This window comes from Micromonospora sp. BQ32, from assembly GCF_059358895.1.
Genome location: NZ_JCADBI010000010.1, coordinates 136,478 through 156,111, shown reverse-complemented (window position 1 = coordinate 156,111; position 19,634 = coordinate 136,478). Strand labels below are relative to the sequence as shown.

Below are 19,634 nucleotides of genomic sequence, written 5' to 3'. Positions count from 1 at the left end.
TCACGGTGCCACCTCCCTCACGTTCCTCGAATCGACTGGACCGACCCCCGTGAGCAGCCGGAATGGCGCCGCTCGCGTGGTGTGTCCTGAGGCTATTCCTCGCGCCGGGGCGAGGGCAAACGAATTTACGACGAGATTTCGAAAGTTTTCTCCGGGCAGACATCGTCCACCCCGGCACCAGCCACGAGGGCCAGCACCGACTCCCCGTAGAGGCCCAGCTTGCGCGGGCCGATGCCGGCGATGGCGATCAGCTCCTCCGACCGGCCCGGGCGCCGCTCGGCCAACGCGATGAGTGTCGCGTCGGTGAAGACCACGTACGCCGGGACCTTCTGTGCACCGGCCACCCGCTGCCGCCACTCGCGCAGCCGTTCGTGCAGCTCATCGTCGATATCGGACGGGCAGGTGGGGCAGCGGCCGAGCTTGCGGTCCGGGCCGGCGAGCAGGGTGGCGCCGCAGATCCGGCAGGAGACGATCTGGGTTCGCCGTCGCTCGGGACGGGGGGCCGGACCGGCGCCGCCGGTCGCCCGTTCGGTGCCGCCGGAGCGGTCGAGCTGGGGCAGGAACCGCGACGGGCGTCGGGCCCGCCCGCCCGGCGAGCGCGCGGCGGCGTACGACAGCCAGAGCCACTCCCGGGCGCGGGTGATCCCGACGTAGAGCAGCCGGCGCTCCTCCTCGACCTGCTCGACGGTCTTGGCGTACGTGGTGGGCATCGTGCCCTCGGCGAGACCGACCAGGAAGACCGCGTCCCACTCCAACCCCTTGGCCGAGTGCAGGGAGGCCAGCGTCACGCCGTCCACCGTCGGCACGTGCTGCTGGGCGGCCCGGCGCGCCAACTCCTCGGTGAAATCGGTGAGGGTGACCGGGCGCTCCACCGAGGCGGCCTCGCCGATCGGCACGACCTCGGGGGTGGCCGCGTACTCCTCGGCGAGCTGGACCAGCGCGGACAGCGCCTCCCATCGCTCGCGGGCGGCGCCGCCGGCCGGGGGCGCGTCCGGTGCCCAGCCGACGGCGGTGAGCGCCTCGACGACGGCGGCCGGCAACGGTGTCTCCCCCGGGATCGAGCGGGTGGCGGCACGCAGCGCGACCATCGCCTGGCGCACCTCGGCCCGTTCGAAGAACCGCTCGGCGCCCTGCACGACGTACGGCACCGCGGCCTCGGTGAGCGCCTTCTCGTACGCCTCGGACTGCGCGTTGACGCGGAACAGCACGGCGATCTCCTTCGCCGGCGTGCCCGCGTCGATCAGCGACCGGCAGCGGGCGGCCACCGCGTTCGCCTCGGCCGGCTCGTCGGTGAAGATCCGCAGGTCCGGCTCGGGGCCGGGCGGGCGCTGCCCGCTTAACTCCAGCCGCAGGCGCGCCTCGGTGCCCCGGGCCTGGGAGATCACCGCGTTGGCCAACCCGACCACCTGCGGGGTGGAGCGGTAGTCACGGACCAGCCGGACCACGGTGGCGTGGCGGTGTCGGCGAGGGAAGTCGACCAGGTACGCGGAGGTCGCCCCGGTGAACGAGTAGATCGTCTGACTGGCGTCCCCGACCACGGTCAGGTCGTCCCGGCCGCCCAGCCAGGCGTCCAGCAACCGCTGCTGGAGGGGGTTGACGTCCTGGTACTCGTCGACCACGAAGTGCCGGTACTGGCCACGGACCTGCTCGGCGACGTCCCGGTGCTCCTCGATGCCCCACACCGCGGCCCGCAGCATGTCCTCGAAGTCGATCACACCGTTCGAGCGCTTGAGCTGCTCGTACGCGGTGAACACCTCGGCCACCTTCGCCGGCTCGTGCGGTGTGTCGCGTAGCGCCCGGGCCGCGGCCACCACGTAGTCCGTCGGTTCGACCAGCGACGACTTCGCCCACTCGATCTCGCCGGCCAGGTCGCGGGCGGCGGCCCGGTCGGTACGCAGGCCGACCCGGGCGGCGGCGAGGGTGACCAGCCGCACCTTGCTGTCCAGCAGTTCGGGCATGGCACGGCCGGCCAGCAGCCGGGGCGCGAAGTACCGCACCTGGCGCAGCGCGGCGGCGTGGAACGTCCGCGCCTGCACACCGCCCACACCGAGGACGGTGAGCCGACTCCGCATCTCGGCGGCGGCGCGGGCGGTGAAGGTGACCGCGAGCACGTGCCGGGGGGAGATCTCCCCGGAGAGCGCCCGGTGGGCGATTCGGGAGGTGATCGCCCGGGTCTTGCCGGTGCCGGCACCGGCCAGGATGCAGACCGGGCCGGCAGGTGCGGTCACGGCGGAGCGTTGCTCCGGGTCCAGCCCGGCGAGCACCTGTTCCGACGCTGAGTGAACCACCACAACCAGGAATCATCTCAGCTCCTCCCAGCGTTGCAGCGAACAGCCTCGGCTTGATCCGCAAGCCGCGGCCGGAGGAGTTGGAGGATCCGACCATGCTGACGATGTATTCCACCCCCTGGTGCGGCTACTGCCACCGGCTGAAGTCGCAGCTCGACCGGGAGGGCATCGGGTACGAGGTGGTCGACATCGAACAGGACCCGAAGGCCGCGGAGTTCGTGATGAGCGTCAACGGTGGCAACCAGACAGTGCCGACGCTGCGCTTCGCCGACGGCAGTGCCCTGACGAATCCCTCAATCACCCAGGTCAAGCAGCACCTGGAGACGCTCACCGCCTGATCTGCCGGTTCATTCTCGGTGCGCGGCCGCCCCACCCGGGGCGGCCGCTCGTCGTGTTGGGGAAGGGTCACGGTGGCGTCGGTCGGTGGGTGCCGCGAGCCCGGGTCGGTCGGTGTCCTCGGCCGGTCGGCGGGGCGACGGGAGCGTCGGGCGGGTGGGCGGCGTCGGTGGGCGGGCCCCGGTGGGCGCACTCAGGTGCCGGCCCCGCCACAGGTAGCCTCCGGCGGCCAGGGTGGCGATCGCGACCAGCGCGAACAGCAGCCGGTAGTCCAGGAATCCGACCAGCAGGGCACCCGCCCCGATGGAGAACGCCTGCGGCCCGCTGACCACCGCCTGGGTGGCCGCGGCGACCCGGCCGACCAGCGAAGGCGGGGTACGGCGCTGGATCAGCGTGTGCAGACCCACCATCGTCAGCGGGAGCGAGACCCCGGCCAGCAGGACCGCCGCGAACCCGAGCCACAGATCGGGGTACGCCAGCGCGAGCGCGGCCGGAGAGAAGAAGGCGACCCCGGCGGCCAGCGTGCCGACCTCTCCGAGCCGGCGGACCAGCGTCGGTGAGCAGAGCCCACCGAGCAACCCACCCACGCCCTGCACGGTGACCAGCACACCCACGAACGCGGCGTCCCGGTTCAGCCCCTGGTCGACGTAGGCGAAGATGAGCGACTCGCTGAAGCCCATCACCAGTGACCCGAGCCCGTAGCCGAGCAGGGCTCGCCGCAGGGCCGGCTCGCCGGCCAGGTGCCGCAGGCCGGCGCCCAGTTCGGCCGGCCACCGCAGCCGTACCACCGGCGGCACCTCTTGCGGGGCGGGCAGCGCGGTCACCACCGCCGCGGCGGTCAGAAATCCGACCATGCCGATTCCGGCCAGCGCCCACCCGCCGAGCGCCGCGTAGAGCGCCGCGCCCACCAGCGGGCCGACCAGTCGGATCCCCTGACGTACGGTCTGGAGCACGCCGTTCGCCTCTGCCAGCAGCTCGACCGGCACCATCTCGCGGATGAGCCCACTGAGCGCCGCGCCGAGGGTGATGGACGAGAGTCCGTACAGGGCGGCCACCAGATAGACGACCCAGACGTCGCCCGCGTCGCGGACGGTGAACAGCGGGGTGAGCAGGGCGGCGGTCACCACGTTCGCGGCCACGAAGAACGGCCGGCGCGGGTAGCGGTCGACGACCCAGCCGACCAGCGGTGCCAGCGTCATCGGCGCGATGACCGCGAAGATCGTGGCACCGGCCAACCCGTTCGAACCAGTCAGATCCTTGACCCAGATGGCGAGTGCGAGCAGCAGGATCGACTCGGCGGTCATGCTGGCCAGCAGGCCGCCGAAGAGCAGGCGGAAGTCGGGTCGGCGCAGGATCGTGCGCATGGGGTCCCTCCGGCGGGATGGCCTGCCCAGGTGGGCGAGGTCGACGGGCCGCGACCGCGGGTCCGTCGTCAGCCGGCATTCCCGTGGTCCGATTTTCGCAAGACACGCCCTCGCCGGAACCTCCGACACCGGTCGCGCCGTCCATACTGACCGTGGGGGGCGAATTTCATACAGTTACCGTCGCGTCTGCGGCGGTCGACGGGAAAGAGGACACTGTGCCTCCTGCCGCACCCAGCCCGATCCTGCGTCGTCGCCGGTTGGGCATCGAGCTGCGCCGCCTGCGTGAGGCCGCGGGCCTCACGGGCGATCAGGTCATCGAGCGTATCGGTTGGGCCTCCGCGTCCAAACTGTCCCGCCTGGAGAATGGCCGCAGCCGACCGGACCCGCAGGACGTCAGCGACCTGCTCGACCTCTACGGCGCCGACCAGGCGCTGCACGACGAGCTGCTGGGCATCACCAACGAGGCCGGCGACATGCGCGGCTGGTTGAAGAACTTCCCGGTGATGACGCAGCAACAGCGCAGCTGGGCCGAGTTGGAGGCGGGCTGCGCGGAGATCTCCGAGTACAACCCGGTGCTGGTCCCTGGCCTGTTGCAGACCCCCGGGTACGCCCAGCTCCGGATCGTGTCGGCCCGCCAGGTGAGCGCCGGCGCGGGCGAGCCGGAGCCCGGCGACGAGCCGGAAACCGAGGTGCAGGCGCGGCTGGCCCGTCAGTCGCTGCTGACCCGGGAGCCGCACGCTCCCCGCTACACCGCCGTGCTGGAGGAGGCGGCTCTCGGCCGCCGGGCCGGGCCGCCGGAGGTGCTGCACGAGCAACTACTCCAACTCTGCGAGCTGGCGCTGCTGCCCAACGTGGCCCTGCATGTGCTGCTCCGGGACACCCAGATCGGCAATTGGTACCTTCCGCCGACCGCCTTCTCCGTCTACCGGTTCGCCGATCCCCTCGATCCGGAGACTTTGGCCATCGAAGGCGGCTTCACCGACGTCATGTCGACCGAGGCAATCACGCTAAATCGCTATAAAGTGGTGTTCGAGTGGCTATGCACGGCGGCACTTAACGCTTCGGACACCCTCTCCTGGCTGATCGAGGCGACGGGACGGCTGACCGAGGCGACGCACCCATCCACAGTGGCGTTCGGGCCGGCAACGGCGCCGACCCAACGCCGCCGGGAATCGGGGCGACTGACGGACCGGTGATCCACGGGGGACCCTCCGTCAGGACGTGCGGCACCACTCGTCCCATCGGATCGCTGCACATCAGGAGCAAAACCATGAACGACATCCGCAACACGCCGTCCGTCTCCGCCCACTCGTTGGCGGACGCCCCGTGGCGTACCAGTACACGCAGCCAGACCTCCAACTGCGTGGAGGTCGCCCCGCTCGCCACCGGCCCGTCGGCGGTCGCCCTGCGCGACAGCAAGGACCGGGGCGGCCCGGTGCTGCTGTTCAACCGCGCGGGGTGGCTCGGCTTCATCACCGGGGCGAAGAAGGGCCAGTTCGATCTGAACTGATTGTTCGACCGGGTACGGGGCCGTCGGCGCACTGCCGGCGGCCCCGTCGCGTTCACGCCCGCCGACCCCGCTGAGCAGCCATCCGCCGATCGGACGAGGCTCGAAACCGATAGGCGCGTTTCAGTTGCTGGGACGAACACGGGGCGTAACATGGCCCTCGAGTACGTGGAACTTCCACACCGGCTCATCCGTCGCGGTTCATCCGGAGACCCTCATGCGGTTCCTGATCGTTCGCACCGACATCCGCGCCGTCGCTGACGGGGACATCGCCGCCGCCTGGGCGGACGGCCACCGACTTCGCGACGAGACGACCACGCCCGAGCCGCGACGGCAGATCGTGCACGCCGAGGACCGGGACGCCGCCCTCCTGCTGGCCCGCGCGCTGGCCACCGTCGGCGCGGTCCGCGCCGGTAAGCAACGGGTCAAGGTCCTGCCACTGGTCGAGTCGCGGCCCGCCTTCCGACACAGACCGAGCCGCACCGGCACCTGATTCCACAGGTCGTCCGTCGTGGTCGGACCGGCTCCCCCGCCGCGTTTCTCGCACCCACCGACCACGACGGCCCGTGTTCCCGGCCCGTGACCGCCGCGGCAACGGCGGCCACGGGCCGGGACCGTGCTCAGCGGCGGTCGGCGTCCACCCAGCCGTCCAGCCAGCGGTGAATGAGGAACAGCGCGATCGACGACGGAGGCGGCAGGATCAGCCGGGCCCCATCGCCCACGTCCACCGTCTGCCCGGCCAACGCGGCCCCGATCTCCCGGCGGGAAAACCACCGGGCGTACGCGATCTCGGACGGGTCGACCCGCACCGGCTCGGTCGGGTTCGCGGTGGCCAGGAAGCCCAGCATCAGCGAGCCGGGGAACGGCCATGCCTGGCTGCCCACGTACCCGATGCGCTCGACCCCGATGCCCACCTCCTCGCGGACCTCGCGCAGCACGGCCGCCTCCGCCGACTCGCCCGGCTCCACGTAACCGGCCAGGCAGGAGTAGCGCCGGCCACCCGGGGTGCCCTGCCAGCTGGCGTTGTTGCCGAGCAGGCAGCGGCCGTCCGGGCCGTCCACGCCATCGTGAACGAGCACGATCATCGCCGGGTCGGTACGCGGCCAGATCCGCCCACCATTGCGGTCCACCCGGGACCAGCCGGCCTCGTCCATCGCGGTCGGCGCGCCGGTGCTCGTCGAGTAACCGTGTCGGGTGTGCCAGTTCACCAGCGCCAGCGCGGTGGTGAAGATGCCGGCCTCCCGGTCGGCGAGCAGGTGACCCACCTCGCGGAGGTGGACCGCCCGGGTCCCTGGGATCGCCGGCAGCGGCGCGTCGACCGCGAAGACCGGCACCCCGTCCGGCTCGACACCCAGGAACATCGCCGTCGACTCGGAGCCGGCGGGCACGTCACCCGCCCCGAACAGCACCAACGTCGGAGGCGACGTCTCGGTGCGGGCCAGCGTCCGACCCTCGTCGGTCGAATCGAGCAGCAGCACCCGGGCGCGCAACCACGCCTCGGTCAACCACTGCGAGTCACCCCGCCGGTGCGCTGCCCGATCCAGCGTGGACCGCGCCAACGGCGGCGCCGCCTCCCCGCTCACGCCGACGCTCCGCTGTGCCCGGTCACGCCGACGCTCCGCTCGCTCACGCTCGTGGCTCGGTGTGAACCGTGGTCAGCGCGGCCAGCCCCGGGGTGACCCGCTCCGCGTCGCCGAGCACCACGATCGCCGCCCGAGCCGGTGCCAGGTACCGGGCCGCCGCCTGCGCGACGTCGTCGATGCTCGCCTTCGCCAACCTCGCCGCGTACTCGGCGAGGAAGTCCAGGCGCAGGCCGTTGCCCGCGTACGCGCTGGTCAACGCCGCCAACCCGGCCTGGGTGGACATGCCGAGCTGGAGGGTGCCCAGGGCGTACTGCCGGGCCTGCTCCAACTCCTCGGGCTTCGGGGGCAGCGACGCCAGCCGACCCAGCTCGTACGTCGTCTCCAGCAGCGCCGGACCGGTGACCTCGGTGGCCACATCGGCGGCGGCGACCAGCACCGACCCGGCGACGGAGTGCTCGATCACCGAGTGCGGGCCGTACGTGTAGCCCTTGTCCTCGCGGATGTTCTCCACCCACCGCGAGGAGAAGTAGCCGCCGAAGATCAGGTTGGCGAGTTGCAGCGGGGCATGGTCGGGGTCGGTGCGCGACACCGCCGGGAGCGCGATCCGCAGCGAGGACTGCACCGATCCCGGCCGGTCGACCAGCAGCAGCGGCCCCGGCTCCAGCGGCGGGGTGGCCGGCAGTTCGGCGGTACGCCCGGCCCCCGACCAGCCACCGAGCGCCCGCTCGGCCGCGTCCAGGGCCTTCTCCGGTTGCACGTCACCGACCAGCACCAACTGCGCGCCGGTGGGATGGACCCGCTCGGAGTGCAGGGTGCGCAGTGCCGCCGGTCGGACGGCCCGGATCTGGCCGGGCTCCGGCGTCTGCGTCGCGTACGGGTGCCGGCCGTAGATCCGCTTGAGCAGCGCCTCCCGGGCCAGGTGCGAAGGCTGGCTCTGCGCCACCTGGATCCGGTCGACCAGCCGGTCCCGTTCGGTGGCCACCTCGTCGCTGGGGTAGCTGGCGCCGGTCAGCACCTCGGCCAGCAGCTCCAGCATCCGGTCCAGGCCGCTGACCAGGCCGGCACCGGAGAGCATCAGTCGATCCGGGTCGACGCCCGCGGAGAGCCCGCCGCCCACCTTCTGCAACTCGGCGGCGATCTGCACGCTGGTCATCGACTCGGTGCCGGAGAGCATGGTCTGCGAGAGCATCGCGCCGCGGGCCAGGTGCACCCGGCCGAACGGCACCCAGAGCCGCAGTTCGACAAGGGGTACGGCGGGCCGGCGCACGGCGATCACGGTGAGACCGTTGCGCAGGGTGCGCTCGGCCTGCTTGGGCACCTTGAGCTTGCGGGTCGGCCCGAGCGGCGGCAGCGTACGCGGCCCGGCAGGAGCAGTAGCGATACTCACTGTGTCACCTTCGCTCGCGACTGCGGGGCTCGCAAAACCGGCTCACTCCTCGCGCTCACCGAACACCTCCGGCGATGACCTCGATGGCGGCCCGCCGCTCCGGGCGCAGGGTGGCCGCGGCGGCCCGGACCTGCTCCTCGGTGACCTCGCCGACCAGCCGGGGCAGTTCGTTGAGCAGGCCCGGTTCGCCGCGTTGCTGCTCCAGCACGGCCATCCGCAGCGCCCGACCGAGCACCGCGTCGGTGTCCCGCAGCAGGTGAGTCGCCATCCGGGCCTGGGTGCGGGCCAGCTCGCCGTCGGTCAACCCGTCGGTGGCCAGCCGGTCCAGTTCCTCGTCGATAGTGCGCAGCACCTTGTCCACGTCGCCACCGGGCGGCAGGTGCGCCTGCAACAGCAGGGCAGTGGGATCGCGGACGTCGAACGGGTCGCCCATGAAACCGAGGTATCCGCCGAGGCTGGTCACCGTGCGGTCCCGCTGCACCAGCCGCTCGACCAGCCGCGACGCGTCGCCGTCGGTGAGCACCTCGGCCAGCACCACGTACGGCAGGTAGCCGGCGAAGTCGGTGACCGGGTCGGGCACGCGCCAGGCGCCGGCCACCGCCGGCAACGGCGCCAGGGCATCGGTGTACGAGGTGCGCCGCTCGGCGCTCAGGTCGGGCTCGGTGAAGTCGGGCCGTTGCGGTGCCGGCCGGGCCGGCACGTCGCCGAAGTGCCGGGTGACCAGCTCGGTCGCCTCGGCCACGTCGATGTCCCCGCTCACGGCCAGCACGGCGTTGCCGCTGGCGTAGTAGCGGCGGAAGAAGTCCGCGGCGTCGGCGACGGTCGCCGACTCCAGGTCGTCGAAGGAGCCGTAGCCGTCGTGGGCGTTCGGGAAGGTGTCGAACATGACCGGCGGCAGGGTCAGCCAGGGGAAACCGCCGTACGGCCGGTTGAGGACGTTGACCCGGATCTCCTCCTTGACCACGTCGACCTGGTTGCGCAGGTTCTCCTCGGTCAGCCGGGGGCCGCGCATCCGGTCCGCCTCCAGGAACAGCGCGCGCTCCAGCGCGTTGCTCGGCAGCGTCTCGAAGTAGTCGGTGTAGTCCAGGTGGGTGGAGCCGTTGAAGGTGCCACCCGCGCCCTGCACATGCCGGAAGTGGGCCAGCTTCTCCAGGTTCTCGGAGCCCTGGAACATCAGGTGCTCGAAGAGGTGGGCGAAGCCGGTACGCCCCTCCGGCTCGGAGCGGATGCCGACGTCGTAGACCACCGCCACCCCGATCACCGGGGCACTGCGATCGGGGGTGAGCACCACCCGCAGGCCGTTGTCGAGGGTGAACCGCTCGACCGGATACTTCGTCGCTGGAATTCTGGATCTCCGCGCCGCCACGGAGTCGACCCTAGCGCGTCGACACCTCCGCCACCCGCGACCTTCCCGGAGCCGCCGCGACCGGGGCCGTCACCAGGGGCAGCACCTCGGCGCCGACCCGCTCGGCCTCCTCCCGGTGCGGCCAGCCGGAGAGGATGAACTTGTCGACGCCGAGCGCGGCGTACTCGTCGAGTCTGGCGGCCCCCGCGGTGACGGTGGCGGCACCGACCTGGTCGCCGTCCCCAGAGGTGGGCAGAAACCAGTGGAAGGTCATCGCGAAGTCGCCGCTCTGCCGGTCACCGAACGCCGATTACCCTAGTAAGCTGGTAGGAAATACCGACATAACTGAGACGCGCCATCCCGCCATGTGGATGGGCCTTGACGCTGACCGCAGCCTGGCCCACTCTTCCTACCAACTAAGTAGGAATACTGCGGATTGGATGGACGATGAGACGGCTCCCCCTGCGCCGGTTGGTCACCCTGGCCACCCTCGCCGCCATCGGCGCGGCGACCCTGGGCAGCACCGCCGCGTGCGGCGACGACAGCGATGGCGCGGGCGGCTCCGGCCCGGTGACGCTGCGCCTCGGCTACTTCCCCAACATCACCCACGCGCCGGCGGTCGTCGGTGTCGAGAAGGGCATCTTCGCGGAGAAGCTCGGCAGCAACGTCAAGCTGGACCCGAAGACCTTCAACGCCGGCCCGGCCGCCATCGAGGCGGTCTTCTCCGGCGCGCTGGACGCCACCTACATCGGTCCGAACCCGACCGTGAACGCCTTCTCCAAGTCCAAGGGTGAGGCCGTCCGGGTCATCTCCGGCGCGGCCTCCGGCGGCGTGGCGCTGGTGGTGAAACCCGGCATCACCGGGGCGCAGGACCTGAAGGGCAAGAAGATCGCCACCCCGCAGCTGGGCAACACCCAGGACGTGGCGATCCGTTACTGGCTCAAGCAGCAGGGCCTCACCACCACCAAGGAGGGTGGCGGTGACGTCAAGATCGTGCCGCAGGAGAACGCCCAGACCATCGAGACGTTCAACAGCGGTGCGATCGACGGCGCCTGGGTGCCCGAGCCGTTCGTCTCCCGCCTGGTCAACGCCGGCGGCAAGGTGCTGGTTGACGAGCGCGACCTGTGGCCGGACAAGAAGTTCGTCATCACCAACCTGCTGGTGAGCACCAAGTTCCTCAAGGCGCACCCGGACGTGGTGCAGAAGCTGGTCGACGGCCAGGTGGCCGCCAACGAGTTCGTCAACACCAAGCCGGACGAGGCGCAGCAGGCCATCTCCGACGCGATCGGCAAGATCACCGGCAAGCCGCTGGACCTGAAGCTGATCAAGCAGGCGTGGCCGACGTTGGAGTTCACCAACGACCCGATCTCGTCCTCGCTCAAGGCCGGGCTCGACCACGCCGTCGACGTCGACCTGACCGAGCCGGTCGACCTCAAGGGCCTGTACGACCTGAAGTACCTCAACAACGCGCTCAAGGCGCAGGGCAAGCCCGAGGTCGTCCAGCCATGACGTCGACCACGACGACGCCGCCGAGCGCGACCACCGCGGTCGCGCTCTCCGGCGTGACCAAGGTGTACGGGCGCGGGGCGAACGCCGTCCTGGCCCTGGACGGTGTGTCGCTGGACGTCGCGCCCGGCGAGTTCGTCTGCCTGGTCGGCGCGTCCGGCTGCGGCAAGAGCACCCTGCTCAACCTGGTGGCCGGGCTGGACCGGGTCAGCGGTGGGCAGATCACCCTGGCCGGCGACGCCAACCCGGGCCTGATGTTCCAGGAGCCGGCGCTCTTCCCGTGGCTGACCGTCGACGCCAACGTGGAGGTTCCGCTCAAGCTGCGCCGGCTCCCCCGAGCGCAGCGCCGGGAGCGGGTGGCCGAGCTGCTGCGCACGGTGCACCTGGCCGACTTCGGCCGCAAGCGCCCGCACGAGCTCTCCGGCGGTATGCGGCAGCGCGTCGCGCTCGCCCGCACGCTGGCCCTGGACACTCCGGTGCTGCTGATGGACGAGCCGTTCGGCGCGCTGGACGCGATGACCCGGGACATCCTGCACGACGAGCTGGAACGGATCTGGTCCGAGCGCAAACTCTCGGTGCTCTTCGTGACGCACAACGTCCGCGAGGCGGCCCGGCTGGCCGACCGGATCATCCTGCTCTCCAGCCGACCCGGTCGGATCATCTACTCCACCGAGGTGAACATCCCGCGTCCTCGCCGGATCGACTCCCCCGAGGTCGCCGCCATCGCCGCCGAGGTCACCGAGCGGCTCCGTACGGAGGTGGGCCGCCATGGCCAGTGACACTCTCACCAGTTCGGCGCGTACCGACGCGGAGATCACCGGCCTCGACGCGCTGGAGATCGCCGGCCGGGACAAGGAGGCTTCCCGGGGCGCCCGGCTCTGGGCGGCCACCTGGCCCAAGCTCGCCGCGCTGGCCATCGCTGTCGGGATCTGGCAGGCCGTGGTCTGGACCGGGTGGAAGGACCCGTGGGCACTACCTGGCCCGGGGCCGGTCTTCGCCGACCTCGCCGACTACTTCCTGAGTCAAGCGCTCTGGGACGGGCTGGCCACCACGGCACGGCGTGCGGTGATCGGCTTTGCCGCCGCAGTAGCCGTCGGGCTGCTGCTCGGCCTCGGCGTCTCTCGATCGAAGGTGCTCCGGGCCGCCATCGGGTCCATGATCACGGCGCTGCAGACGATGCCGTCGATCGCCTGGTTTCCTCTGGCGATCCTGTTGTTCGAACTCAGCGAACAGGCGATCTTCTTCGTGGTGGTGCTCGGCGCCGCGCCGTCCATCGCCAACGGTGTCATCCATGGCGTGGACTACGTCCCGCCGCTGCTGCAGCGTGCCGGCCGCAACCTGGGTGCCCGAGGTCTCAACCTGTACCGATACGTCATCGCGCCCGCCGCGCTGCCCGCGATCGTCGCCGGCCTCAAGCAGGGCTGGGCCTTCGCCTGGCGCAGTCTGATGGCCGGTGAACTGCTCGTGGTCATCGCCGCGCGAACGTCGATCGGCGCTCAGCTCACCTACGCCAGGGATTTCTCGGACGCGGAACGGCTGATGGCCATCATGATCGTCATCCTGGCTGTCGGGCTCCTCGTGGACACCGCGTTCGGCGCGGCGGACAAGGCCATCCGACGCCGCTGGGGCGTACTGGACCAGGCTGGTCAGTGACGTGTTCGTCTCCGCGCGCAGCGACTACGCGCTCCGGGCGATGCTCGCCGTCGCCGCCGCCGGTAGTGGTGGCGGCGACGGCGACCGGGCCGGCGAGTTGGTGAAGGCGGCCAGCCTGGCCGAGGTGCAGGACATTCCGCTCAGCTTCCTGCAGGGCATCCTGCTCGACCTGCGTCGAGCCGGTCTGCTGCACAGCCATCGCGGCGCCGATGGCGGGTACGCGCTGACCCGCCCAGCCGACGAGATCACGGTCGGAGACGTGCTGCGTGCGGTCGGCGGCTCGCTCACCACGGTGCGCGGCCTGCCGGCCGAGCGGGCCGGCTATCACGGAGTGGCCGCCGGGCTCACCGACGTCTGGCTGGCGGTGCACGGGGCGATCGCCACGGTGGTCGACAGCACCACCCTGGCCGACCTGCTCACCCACGCCCCGAGTCCGGTCAGCACAGACGCACCGCCCGCATGATCGCGCTCGATCATTGATGTAGTGGCCTCGCCAAAGTAGCGAGGGGCCTACTTCCCGGATCGAGCGCGATCTTGGGTGGTCGCGTCGCCCTTGGACGGTGGCGTCGTCGGACGGTGGCGTCGTCGGACGGTGGCGTCGTCGGACGGTGGCGTCGTCGGACGGTGGCGTCGTCGGCACGATCGGAAGAGGACGCGAAGGCGGTGTGGTCGGGCCGGTGCCCCGCCGACCCGACCACACCTCGTACCGATCCTGACCGGGCCTGCCCCTCCGCTGGCGCCGGCAGGCCGGTCGCTGCTCAGCCCACCTTCGCGGCCGCCGGGCCGAGGCCCGGGTCGCCAGGACTGCGCAGCTCCACCAGACCGGCGGGAGCGTTACCCGCCGGGGTGGCATTCCAGGGCGCGAAGGCCGCAACCATGGCGAGCAACAATCCGGCGAGCGCGACCGCGACCACCAGGATCAGTTCACGCAGTGCACCCGAGCCGGCTTCGCCCGCCATGGTCACCCCTCCCGTGCCGGGCCCCCCGCCCGACTTCCCCCGTCGGTCAGCCTCGACCACGACCGGCCGGGGCGCAGTCGGCCAGCCGACCCAGCGGAGGCTGATTACCGACTCAGCAGAGTGGGCCGCCCGGCGCGACCGACTGACCGGTCGGGCCGCACGGACAGCCGACCGGCCCGGAACACCGCGCAGACAAAACCGACCCGCCCCGCCGAAGCGGGACGGGTCGGTCGACGCGCAGAAGATCAGACGGTACGGGGGCGACGCGGCCGACGGGACCGACCCGACGCGCGGTGCGCCGGCCGGGCGCCACCGTCGGTGGTCGAGCCGCCGGAGGTGCGGGGCCGAGAGGCGGGTGCCGGCGGCGCGACGATGGTCACCGGCACGCCGGACGGCTCGCGGGCACCGGTCACCCGCGCCAGCGCTCCGTCACCCGGGCGCACCTGGACCGACTCCGGCCGGATGCCGGCGGTGGCCATCAGCCGGGACACGTCCCGGCGCTGCTCCGGCAGGACCAGGGTGACCACGGAGCCGGACTCGCCGGCCCGGGCGGTACGGCCGCCCCGGTGCAGGTAGTCCTTCGCCTCGGTCGGCGGGTCCACGTTGACCACCATGTCCAGGCCGTCCACGTGGATGCCACGGGCCGCCACGTCGGTGGCGACCAGGGCGGTCACCTGACCGTTGCGGAACTGCTCCAGGATCCGGGTGCGCTGCGGCTGGGACTTGCCACCGTGCAGCGCGGCCGCGCGTACCCCCTTGGAGAGCAGCTGGCGGGCCAGCCGGTCGGCGCGGTGCTTGGTGCCCATGAACAGGATGGTGCGGCCCTCACGGGCGGCGATCCGGGTCAGCGCGTCGGGCTTGTCCGCAGCGTCGACGTGCAGCACGTGGTGGGTCATCGCGGTGACCGTCGCGGTGCCCGGGTCCACCGAGTGGGTGACCGGGTTGCTCAGGAAGCGGCGGACCAGCCGGTCCACGCCGCCGTCCAGGGTCGCGGAGAAGAGCATCCGCTGCCCCTGCGGCGCGACCTGCTCCAGCAGCTTGGTGACCTGCGGCAGGAAACCCATGTCGGCCATCTGGTCGGCCTCGTCGAGCACGGTGATCTCGACCTGGTCGAGCCGGGCGTCGCCGCGGTTGATCAGGTCGTGCAGCCGGCCGGGGGTGGCGACGACCACCTCGGTGCCGGCGCGCAGGGCATCCGCCTGCCGCTGCAACGACAGCCCGCCGACAACGGTGGCGCAGCGCAGCCCGACAGCGCGGGCGTACGGGGCCAGGGCGGTGGTGACCTGCTGGGCCAGCTCGCGGGTCGGCACCAGCACCAGGGCCAGCGGGCGGCCCGGCCGCGCCTTACGGCCGGCGGTGCGGGACAGCAACGGAAGCCCGAAGGCAAGCGTCTTGCCGGAGCCGGTACGACCCCGGCCCAGCACGTCCCGGCCGGCGAGCGAGTCGGGCAGCGTCGCCGACTGGATCGGGAACGGCTCGGTGATGCCCTGCGCGGTCAGCGCGGTGAGCAGCGCCGGCGCCAGACCGGTATGAGCGAAAGAAGGAATAACTGTGGTCATGCGGAAGCCTTCCTCGACGCGGCACGTGTCGAGGGAGGGCGCCGAAGTCGGCGCTGTCACCAGCGGAAAAAGGCCGCCAGGACTCACAAGCACGAACCGAAAGGGAGTACAGGCCGGCCCGCCGCCGGGCCGCCGCCTGCATAGGCAGGCGGCGGCGGGGCGGGCCGGTCCCGTCACCGTCACACCCGGAGGGCGCGACAGGTAATGCTGACCGATCCGAAGATCAGAGCGGGCGGATGTTCTCCGCCTGCGGGCCCTTCTGGCCCTGGGTCACCTCGAACTCGACCCGCTGGTTCTCGTCCAGGCTCCGGTAGCCGGAGGACTGGATCGCCGAGAAGTGGGCGAAAACGTCGGCGCCGCCGCCGTCGGGGGTGATGAAGCCGAAGCCCTTGTCAGCGTTGAACCACTTCACGGTGCCAATAGCCATGTGTTTCGTCTCCTTGACGGAACGTCGGACACGCACTTGTTGCGTGCCCGAAGAGGAGCGCTCCGCGCGGGGATGCGCGAATCGCCTGTCGCTTCTGGTCGCCCCGCCCGGAGAACTCCGGACACAACAAAGAGCGCCTGGGGCCACAATCCCGCCAGGCGCACACAGAGTCTCTGGTAACCAAAACTGCAACCCGGTCAACCTACCACGGTTTTCCCCGCCGTGGTCAATGTTGGGCAGAATCTTCGGGCAACTGGGTGATCATGGCCGTGAGGCCGGTCACATCCAGCAGGTCGGTGGGCCGGACGGTCACCCCGTGCCGGACGTAGTGGAACGCCGCGCCCACCCGATCGACCGGCACACCGGCCAACTCCGCCCAGGCCAGCCGGTACACGGCCAGCTGTACGGCGGCCACCTCGGCCGCCGGCCCGGTGGGCTGCGCGCCGGTCTTCCAGTCGACCACGTCGAAGCGGCCACCCGGCCGGGCGAAGACCGCGTCCATCCGGCCCCGCACCACCACTCCGGCGATCACCGTGGCGAACGGCACCTCCACCTCCACCGGTGACCGGTCGGCCCACTCGCTGGCCAGGAAGCGCTCCTGAAGCTCGACCAGAGCCTCGTCGGGTGCGGCATCGGCGTCGGCCGCACCGGGCAGCTCGTCCAGGTCCAACAGGCGATCGGCGCCGAAGCGCTGCTCCAACCAGGCGTGGAAGGCGGTGCCTCGACGGGCGTACGGGTTGGGTTCGGTCGGCACCGGGCGACGCAGCGTACGGGCCAGCGCCGCCGGATCGCGCCGCAGCGCGACCAGCTGGGTGACGCTCAGCGCCCCGGGCAGCGCCACCTCGACCGCACCGGAGAGCCGGGTCAGCTCGGCGCGCTCCGCCAACAGCAGGTCCGCCTCGCGCTGCCAGCGCGCCACCTCCGGATCCACCTCCGGCTCGGCCGACTCGGCCGGCTCGTCTGGCTCAGCCGGCTCGGCTGACTCGGCCGTCGATCCGATCGGCCTCACCGGCCCGGCGAGCACCGGCCCGACCGGTCCGGGAAGCGCCGCCGCCGGACCGTCGGCCATCAGGCGACGCACCAGCCCGGCCGCCTCGGCCAACGCCGGCCGGCGGCCACCCAGCGGGTCGGCCGGCCACTCCGCGCGGAGCACCACCTCCGCCGTGGGATTCGTCGCGTCGGGGGTCGGCTCCGGCGCCCACGCGTCGATCAGGTGCCCCGGCCCGCCGTCGAGGCAGGCGTTGTACACCTCGCGCAGAAAGACCGACGGGCCTCGCGGTCGCTTCGTGCCCTCCCCCCACCAGTAACCGGAGCAGAGCAGCAGCCGGCGCGGCCGGGTCACCGCCACGTACGTCAGCCGGCGTTCCTCCCGCTCGTCGTGGGCCCGCCACGCGTCGGTGAAGTCGGTCACCGCCCGCGCCACGGCCCGCTGGTCCCCCGCCTCGTCGAGCGCCAACTCGGGCAACCCGTCGGCGTCGCCGCGCAGCGGGAACGGCAGCACGCCCAACCCGCCCAGCCAGTGGTCGGAGTTGCGGACCGGGCCCGGCCACAGCCCACGACTGAGCCCGGCCACCGCCACCACGTCCCACTCCAGGCCCTTGGCCGCGTGCGCGGTCACCACCTGCACCGCGCCCTCCACCACCTCGACCTCGCCCGGTGCCAGACCACGCTCCTCGTCCTCGGCGGCGGCCAGGTAGGACAGGAAGCCGGACAGCGTCGCGCCGGGCGTCTCCCCGCTGAACCGGGCCGCCACGTCGCCGAGCGCGTCCAGATGCCCCCGGGCCAGGCCGGCGTCGCCGGCGCCATCCCGGCCGGCCCGCACCGCGACCTCCACATCCAGGCCGATGGTCCGCTCGATGTCCGCGATCAGGTCCGGCAGCGCCTGGTCCAGTCGGTAGCGCAGCAGCGCCAATTCCCGGCCGTACGCGCGTAGCCGCGCGAACCCCTCCGCCGAGTACGCCTGCGCCGGCCCGAGGTCGGCCAACGCCTCCACCAGAGTCGCCTCGTCCAACAGGTCGGGGCTGATCTCGGAGGCCTCGTCGGCGGCCACCTGCCGCCGGGCGTTCGCGATGGCCCGCGCCCGCCGGTGCAACGCCACCAGGTCACGCGGCCCGATCCGCCAACGGGCGCCGGTGAGCAACCGCAGCAGCGCGGCGCCGTCGGTCGGGTCGGCCAACACCCGCAGCGTGCAGACCACGTCGCGTACCTCGGGGGTGTCCAGCAGGCCACCCAGCCCGACCACCTCGACCGGAAGTCCCCGCTCACGCAGCGCCGACTCGATCGCCGGGATCTGGCTGCGGACCCGGACCAGCACGGCGGTCGTCGGGCGCTGCGCCACCGGGATGTGCTCCGGGGCCGCGGCCGGCATCCCGGCCGCCCCGCGCCAGGCGGCGAGCACGCTGTCGGCGATCCAGTCGGCCTCGTCGGCGTACGTGGGCAGCATCGCGCAGTGCACCGTGCCGCCGGCCGCGCCGCCCGGGCTGCGGTGCGGGATCGGGTCCCGGACGGTCAGCGCGGAGCGCAGCTCCGGCACCCGGGCACCTGCCGCCCGCAGCGGGGTGGAGAGCGCGTTCGCCACCCGGAGGATCTCCGGGCGATTGCGCCAACTCGTGGTGAGCCCCAGCGCCGGGGCCGGCTCACCGTTGGCGCGGGCGAACTCGGTGGGGAACCGGTCCAGGGTGCCCGCGCTGGCCCCCCGCCAGCCGTAGATCGACTGGCACGGGTCGCCCACCGCGGTCACCGGGTGCCCGCCACCGAACAGCGCGTTGAGCAACACCACCTGGGCGTGGCTGGTGTCCTGGTACTCGTCGAGCAGCACCACCCGGAAACGGTCCCGCTCGATCACGCCGACCCCCGGGTGATCCCGGGCCACCCGGGCCGCCCGGGCGAGCTGGTCGGCGAAGTCCATCGCCTCGAAGTCCTCCTTGCGCCGGGCGTACGCCCGCACCAGGGGCAGCAGACGCAACCGGGTCTGCTGGAGGGTGAGCGCCTTGCGCACGTCGGCGTACACCCGACCCGGCCGGGACTGCACCTCGGCGAAGAACCGACCGGTCCAGGCCGCCAGGTCGTCCGGCGCGACCAGATGCTCGTCCAGCTCCCCGGCGAGCGCCAGCACCGCGTCGGTGATGGTGCTCGGCATCCGGTCCACCTCGGACATGTCGCCGTCGTAGTTGCGCACCAGCAGGTCGACCAACTGCCAGCGGGACGCCTCGGTGAGCAGCCGGGTGGACGGCTCGTAGCCGGCCCGCAGCCCGTGCTCGGTGACGATCCGGCCCGCGTACGAGTGGTAGGTGGAGACGGTGGGCTCACCCGCGAGCGGGTCGTCCAACGGGTCCCGTCCCTGCCGGCCGAGGCGGCGGATCAGCTGGTCGAGCCGGGCGCGTACCCGATGGGCCAGCTCGCCGGCCGCCTTGCGGGTGAAGGTCAGCCCGAGGATCTGCTCCGGCCTTACGTACGAGTTGGCCACCAGCCAGACCACCCGGGCGGCCATCGTCTCGGTCTTGCCCGACCCGGCGCCCGCGACCACCAGCAGCGGCTCCACCGGGGCGGCGATGATCGCGGCCTGCTCCCGGGTGGGCGCCGGCAACCGCAGCAGCTTGGCCAGCTCCACCGGGGTGTACCGGGGGCCGGAGTCGGCGAGCCGGGGCGTCGGCGCGGGACCCGCGCCGAACAGGGTGGGCTGACTCACGGTGCCGTCTCAGTTCCCAACACCGGCGCACT

The 19,634-nt window shown here is 72.1% G+C and carries 18 protein-coding genes; 8 read left to right on the top strand and 10 right to left on the bottom strand.

Going from position 1 to position 19,634, the window contains the following annotated elements; genetic code table 11:
• Positions 1-125: 125 nt before the first annotated feature.
• Positions 126-2,291 carry an ATP-dependent DNA helicase UvrD2 gene (locus tag AC5L30_RS20135; protein ID WP_494869071.1) on the bottom strand — a complete coding sequence of 722 codons (2,166 nt, stop codon included), beginning with the start codon at positions 2,289-2,291 and terminating at the stop codon, positions 126-128.
• 92 nt (positions 2,292-2,383) lie between these two features.
• Between AC5L30_RS20135 and AC5L30_RS20130 the strand changes: the two genes are divergently transcribed.
• Positions 2,384-2,626 carry a mycoredoxin gene (locus AC5L30_RS20130; RefSeq protein WP_139582276.1) on the top strand — a complete coding sequence of 81 codons (243 nt, stop codon included), beginning with the start codon at positions 2,384-2,386 and terminating at the stop codon, positions 2,624-2,626.
• 9 nt (positions 2,627-2,635) lie between these two features.
• Here AC5L30_RS20130 and AC5L30_RS20125 read toward each other — a convergent pair whose 3' ends face one another.
• A complete protein-coding gene (locus AC5L30_RS20125; protein ID WP_494869069.1) occupies positions 2,636-3,988 on the bottom strand; it encodes an MFS transporter in 1,353 nt (450 codons plus the stop codon).
• A 215-nt stretch (positions 3,989-4,203) separates the two neighbouring features.
• Between AC5L30_RS20125 and AC5L30_RS20120 the strand changes: the two genes are divergently transcribed.
• The 3 genes from AC5L30_RS20120 (at position 4,204) to AC5L30_RS20110 (ending at position 5,988) form a co-directional block, all read left to right on the top strand.
• Complete coding sequence (locus AC5L30_RS20120) at positions 4,204-5,184, top strand: helix-turn-helix domain-containing protein (protein WP_494869068.1); 981 nt, start codon at positions 4,204-4,206, stop codon at positions 5,182-5,184.
• 74 nt (positions 5,185-5,258) lie between these two features.
• Positions 5,259-5,498: a DUF397 domain-containing protein gene (locus AC5L30_RS20115; RefSeq protein WP_030337575.1), complete on the top strand. Its 240-nt coding sequence runs from the start codon at positions 5,259-5,261 to the stop codon at positions 5,496-5,498.
• A 214-nt stretch (positions 5,499-5,712) separates the two neighbouring features.
• Entirely contained in the window at positions 5,713-5,988 is a 276-nt protein-coding gene (locus AC5L30_RS20110; RefSeq protein WP_494869067.1) for a hypothetical protein, read from the top strand.
• A gap of 127 nt (positions 5,989-6,115) precedes the next feature.
• On the opposite strand, the gene nudC is transcribed toward AC5L30_RS20110, so the two are convergent.
• From nudC to AC5L30_RS20090, 4 genes are read right to left on the bottom strand one after another with little or no spacing between them, the layout of a single operon-like run.
• Positions 6,116-7,078, bottom strand: a complete 963-nt coding sequence (gene nudC / locus AC5L30_RS20105; RefSeq protein ID WP_494869066.1) for an NAD(+) diphosphatase — start codon at positions 7,076-7,078, stop codon at positions 6,116-6,118.
• A 43-nt stretch (positions 7,079-7,121) separates the two neighbouring features.
• The gene (locus AC5L30_RS20100) at positions 7,122-8,465 is read right to left on the bottom strand and encodes a M16 family metallopeptidase (RefSeq protein WP_494869065.1); all 1,344 of its coding nucleotides are present in this window, start codon (positions 8,463-8,465) and stop codon (positions 7,122-7,124) included.
• Between the two features lie 55 nt (positions 8,466-8,520).
• Positions 8,521-9,831 (bottom strand): M16 family metallopeptidase, encoded by a 1,311-nt coding sequence (locus tag AC5L30_RS20095; RefSeq protein WP_091406156.1) that lies wholly within the window; start codon positions 9,829-9,831, stop codon positions 8,521-8,523.
• 10 nt (positions 9,832-9,841) lie between these two features.
• Positions 9,842-10,084 (bottom strand): hypothetical protein, encoded by a 243-nt coding sequence (locus AC5L30_RS20090; protein WP_494869064.1) that lies wholly within the window; start codon positions 10,082-10,084, stop codon positions 9,842-9,844.
• A 173-nt stretch (positions 10,085-10,257) separates the two neighbouring features.
• On the opposite strand from AC5L30_RS20090, the gene AC5L30_RS20085 reads away from it, so the two are divergent.
• From AC5L30_RS20085 to AC5L30_RS20070, 4 genes are read left to right on the top strand one after another with little or no spacing between them, the layout of a single operon-like run.
• Positions 10,258-11,319, top strand: coding sequence for an ABC transporter substrate-binding protein (locus AC5L30_RS20085; RefSeq protein ID WP_494869063.1), 1,062 nt, complete (start codon positions 10,258-10,260; stop codon positions 11,317-11,319).
• Positions 11,316-12,095 (top strand): ABC transporter ATP-binding protein, encoded by a 780-nt coding sequence (locus tag AC5L30_RS20080; RefSeq protein WP_494869061.1) that lies wholly within the window; start codon positions 11,316-11,318, stop codon positions 12,093-12,095. The genes AC5L30_RS20085 and AC5L30_RS20080 overlap by 4 nt, the downstream gene beginning before the upstream one ends.
• Entirely contained in the window at positions 12,085-12,969 is an 885-nt protein-coding gene (locus tag AC5L30_RS20075; RefSeq protein WP_494869060.1) for an ABC transporter permease, read from the top strand. Before AC5L30_RS20080 ends, AC5L30_RS20075 begins: the two co-directional genes overlap by 11 nt.
• Position 12,970: 1 nt before the next feature.
• Positions 12,971-13,432, top strand: a complete 462-nt coding sequence (locus AC5L30_RS20070) for an RrF2 family transcriptional regulator (RefSeq protein WP_494869058.1) — start codon at positions 12,971-12,973, stop codon at positions 13,430-13,432.
• Between the two features lie 295 nt (positions 13,433-13,727).
• Here AC5L30_RS20070 and AC5L30_RS20065 read toward each other — a convergent pair whose 3' ends face one another.
• The 4 genes from AC5L30_RS20065 to AC5L30_RS20050 all read right to left on the bottom strand — a co-directional run bounded on the left by AC5L30_RS20065 (position 13,728) and on the right by AC5L30_RS20050 (position 19,602).
• Positions 13,728-13,928 (bottom strand): hypothetical protein, encoded by a 201-nt coding sequence (locus AC5L30_RS20065; RefSeq protein ID WP_494869056.1) that lies wholly within the window; start codon positions 13,926-13,928, stop codon positions 13,728-13,730.
• 245 nt (positions 13,929-14,173) lie between these two features.
• Positions 14,174-15,487: a DEAD/DEAH box helicase gene (locus AC5L30_RS20060; protein ID WP_494869055.1), complete on the bottom strand. Its 1,314-nt coding sequence runs from the start codon at positions 15,485-15,487 to the stop codon at positions 14,174-14,176.
• 223 nt (positions 15,488-15,710) lie between these two features.
• Positions 15,711-15,914 (bottom strand): transcription antiterminator/RNA stability regulator CspE, encoded by a 204-nt coding sequence (gene cspE, locus AC5L30_RS20055; protein WP_007464836.1) that lies wholly within the window; start codon positions 15,912-15,914, stop codon positions 15,711-15,713.
• A gap of 226 nt (positions 15,915-16,140) precedes the next feature.
• The gene (locus AC5L30_RS20050) at positions 16,141-19,602 is read right to left on the bottom strand and encodes an ATP-dependent helicase (protein WP_494869053.1); all 3,462 of its coding nucleotides are present in this window, start codon (positions 19,600-19,602) and stop codon (positions 16,141-16,143) included.
• Positions 19,603-19,634: the final 32 nt, after the last annotated feature.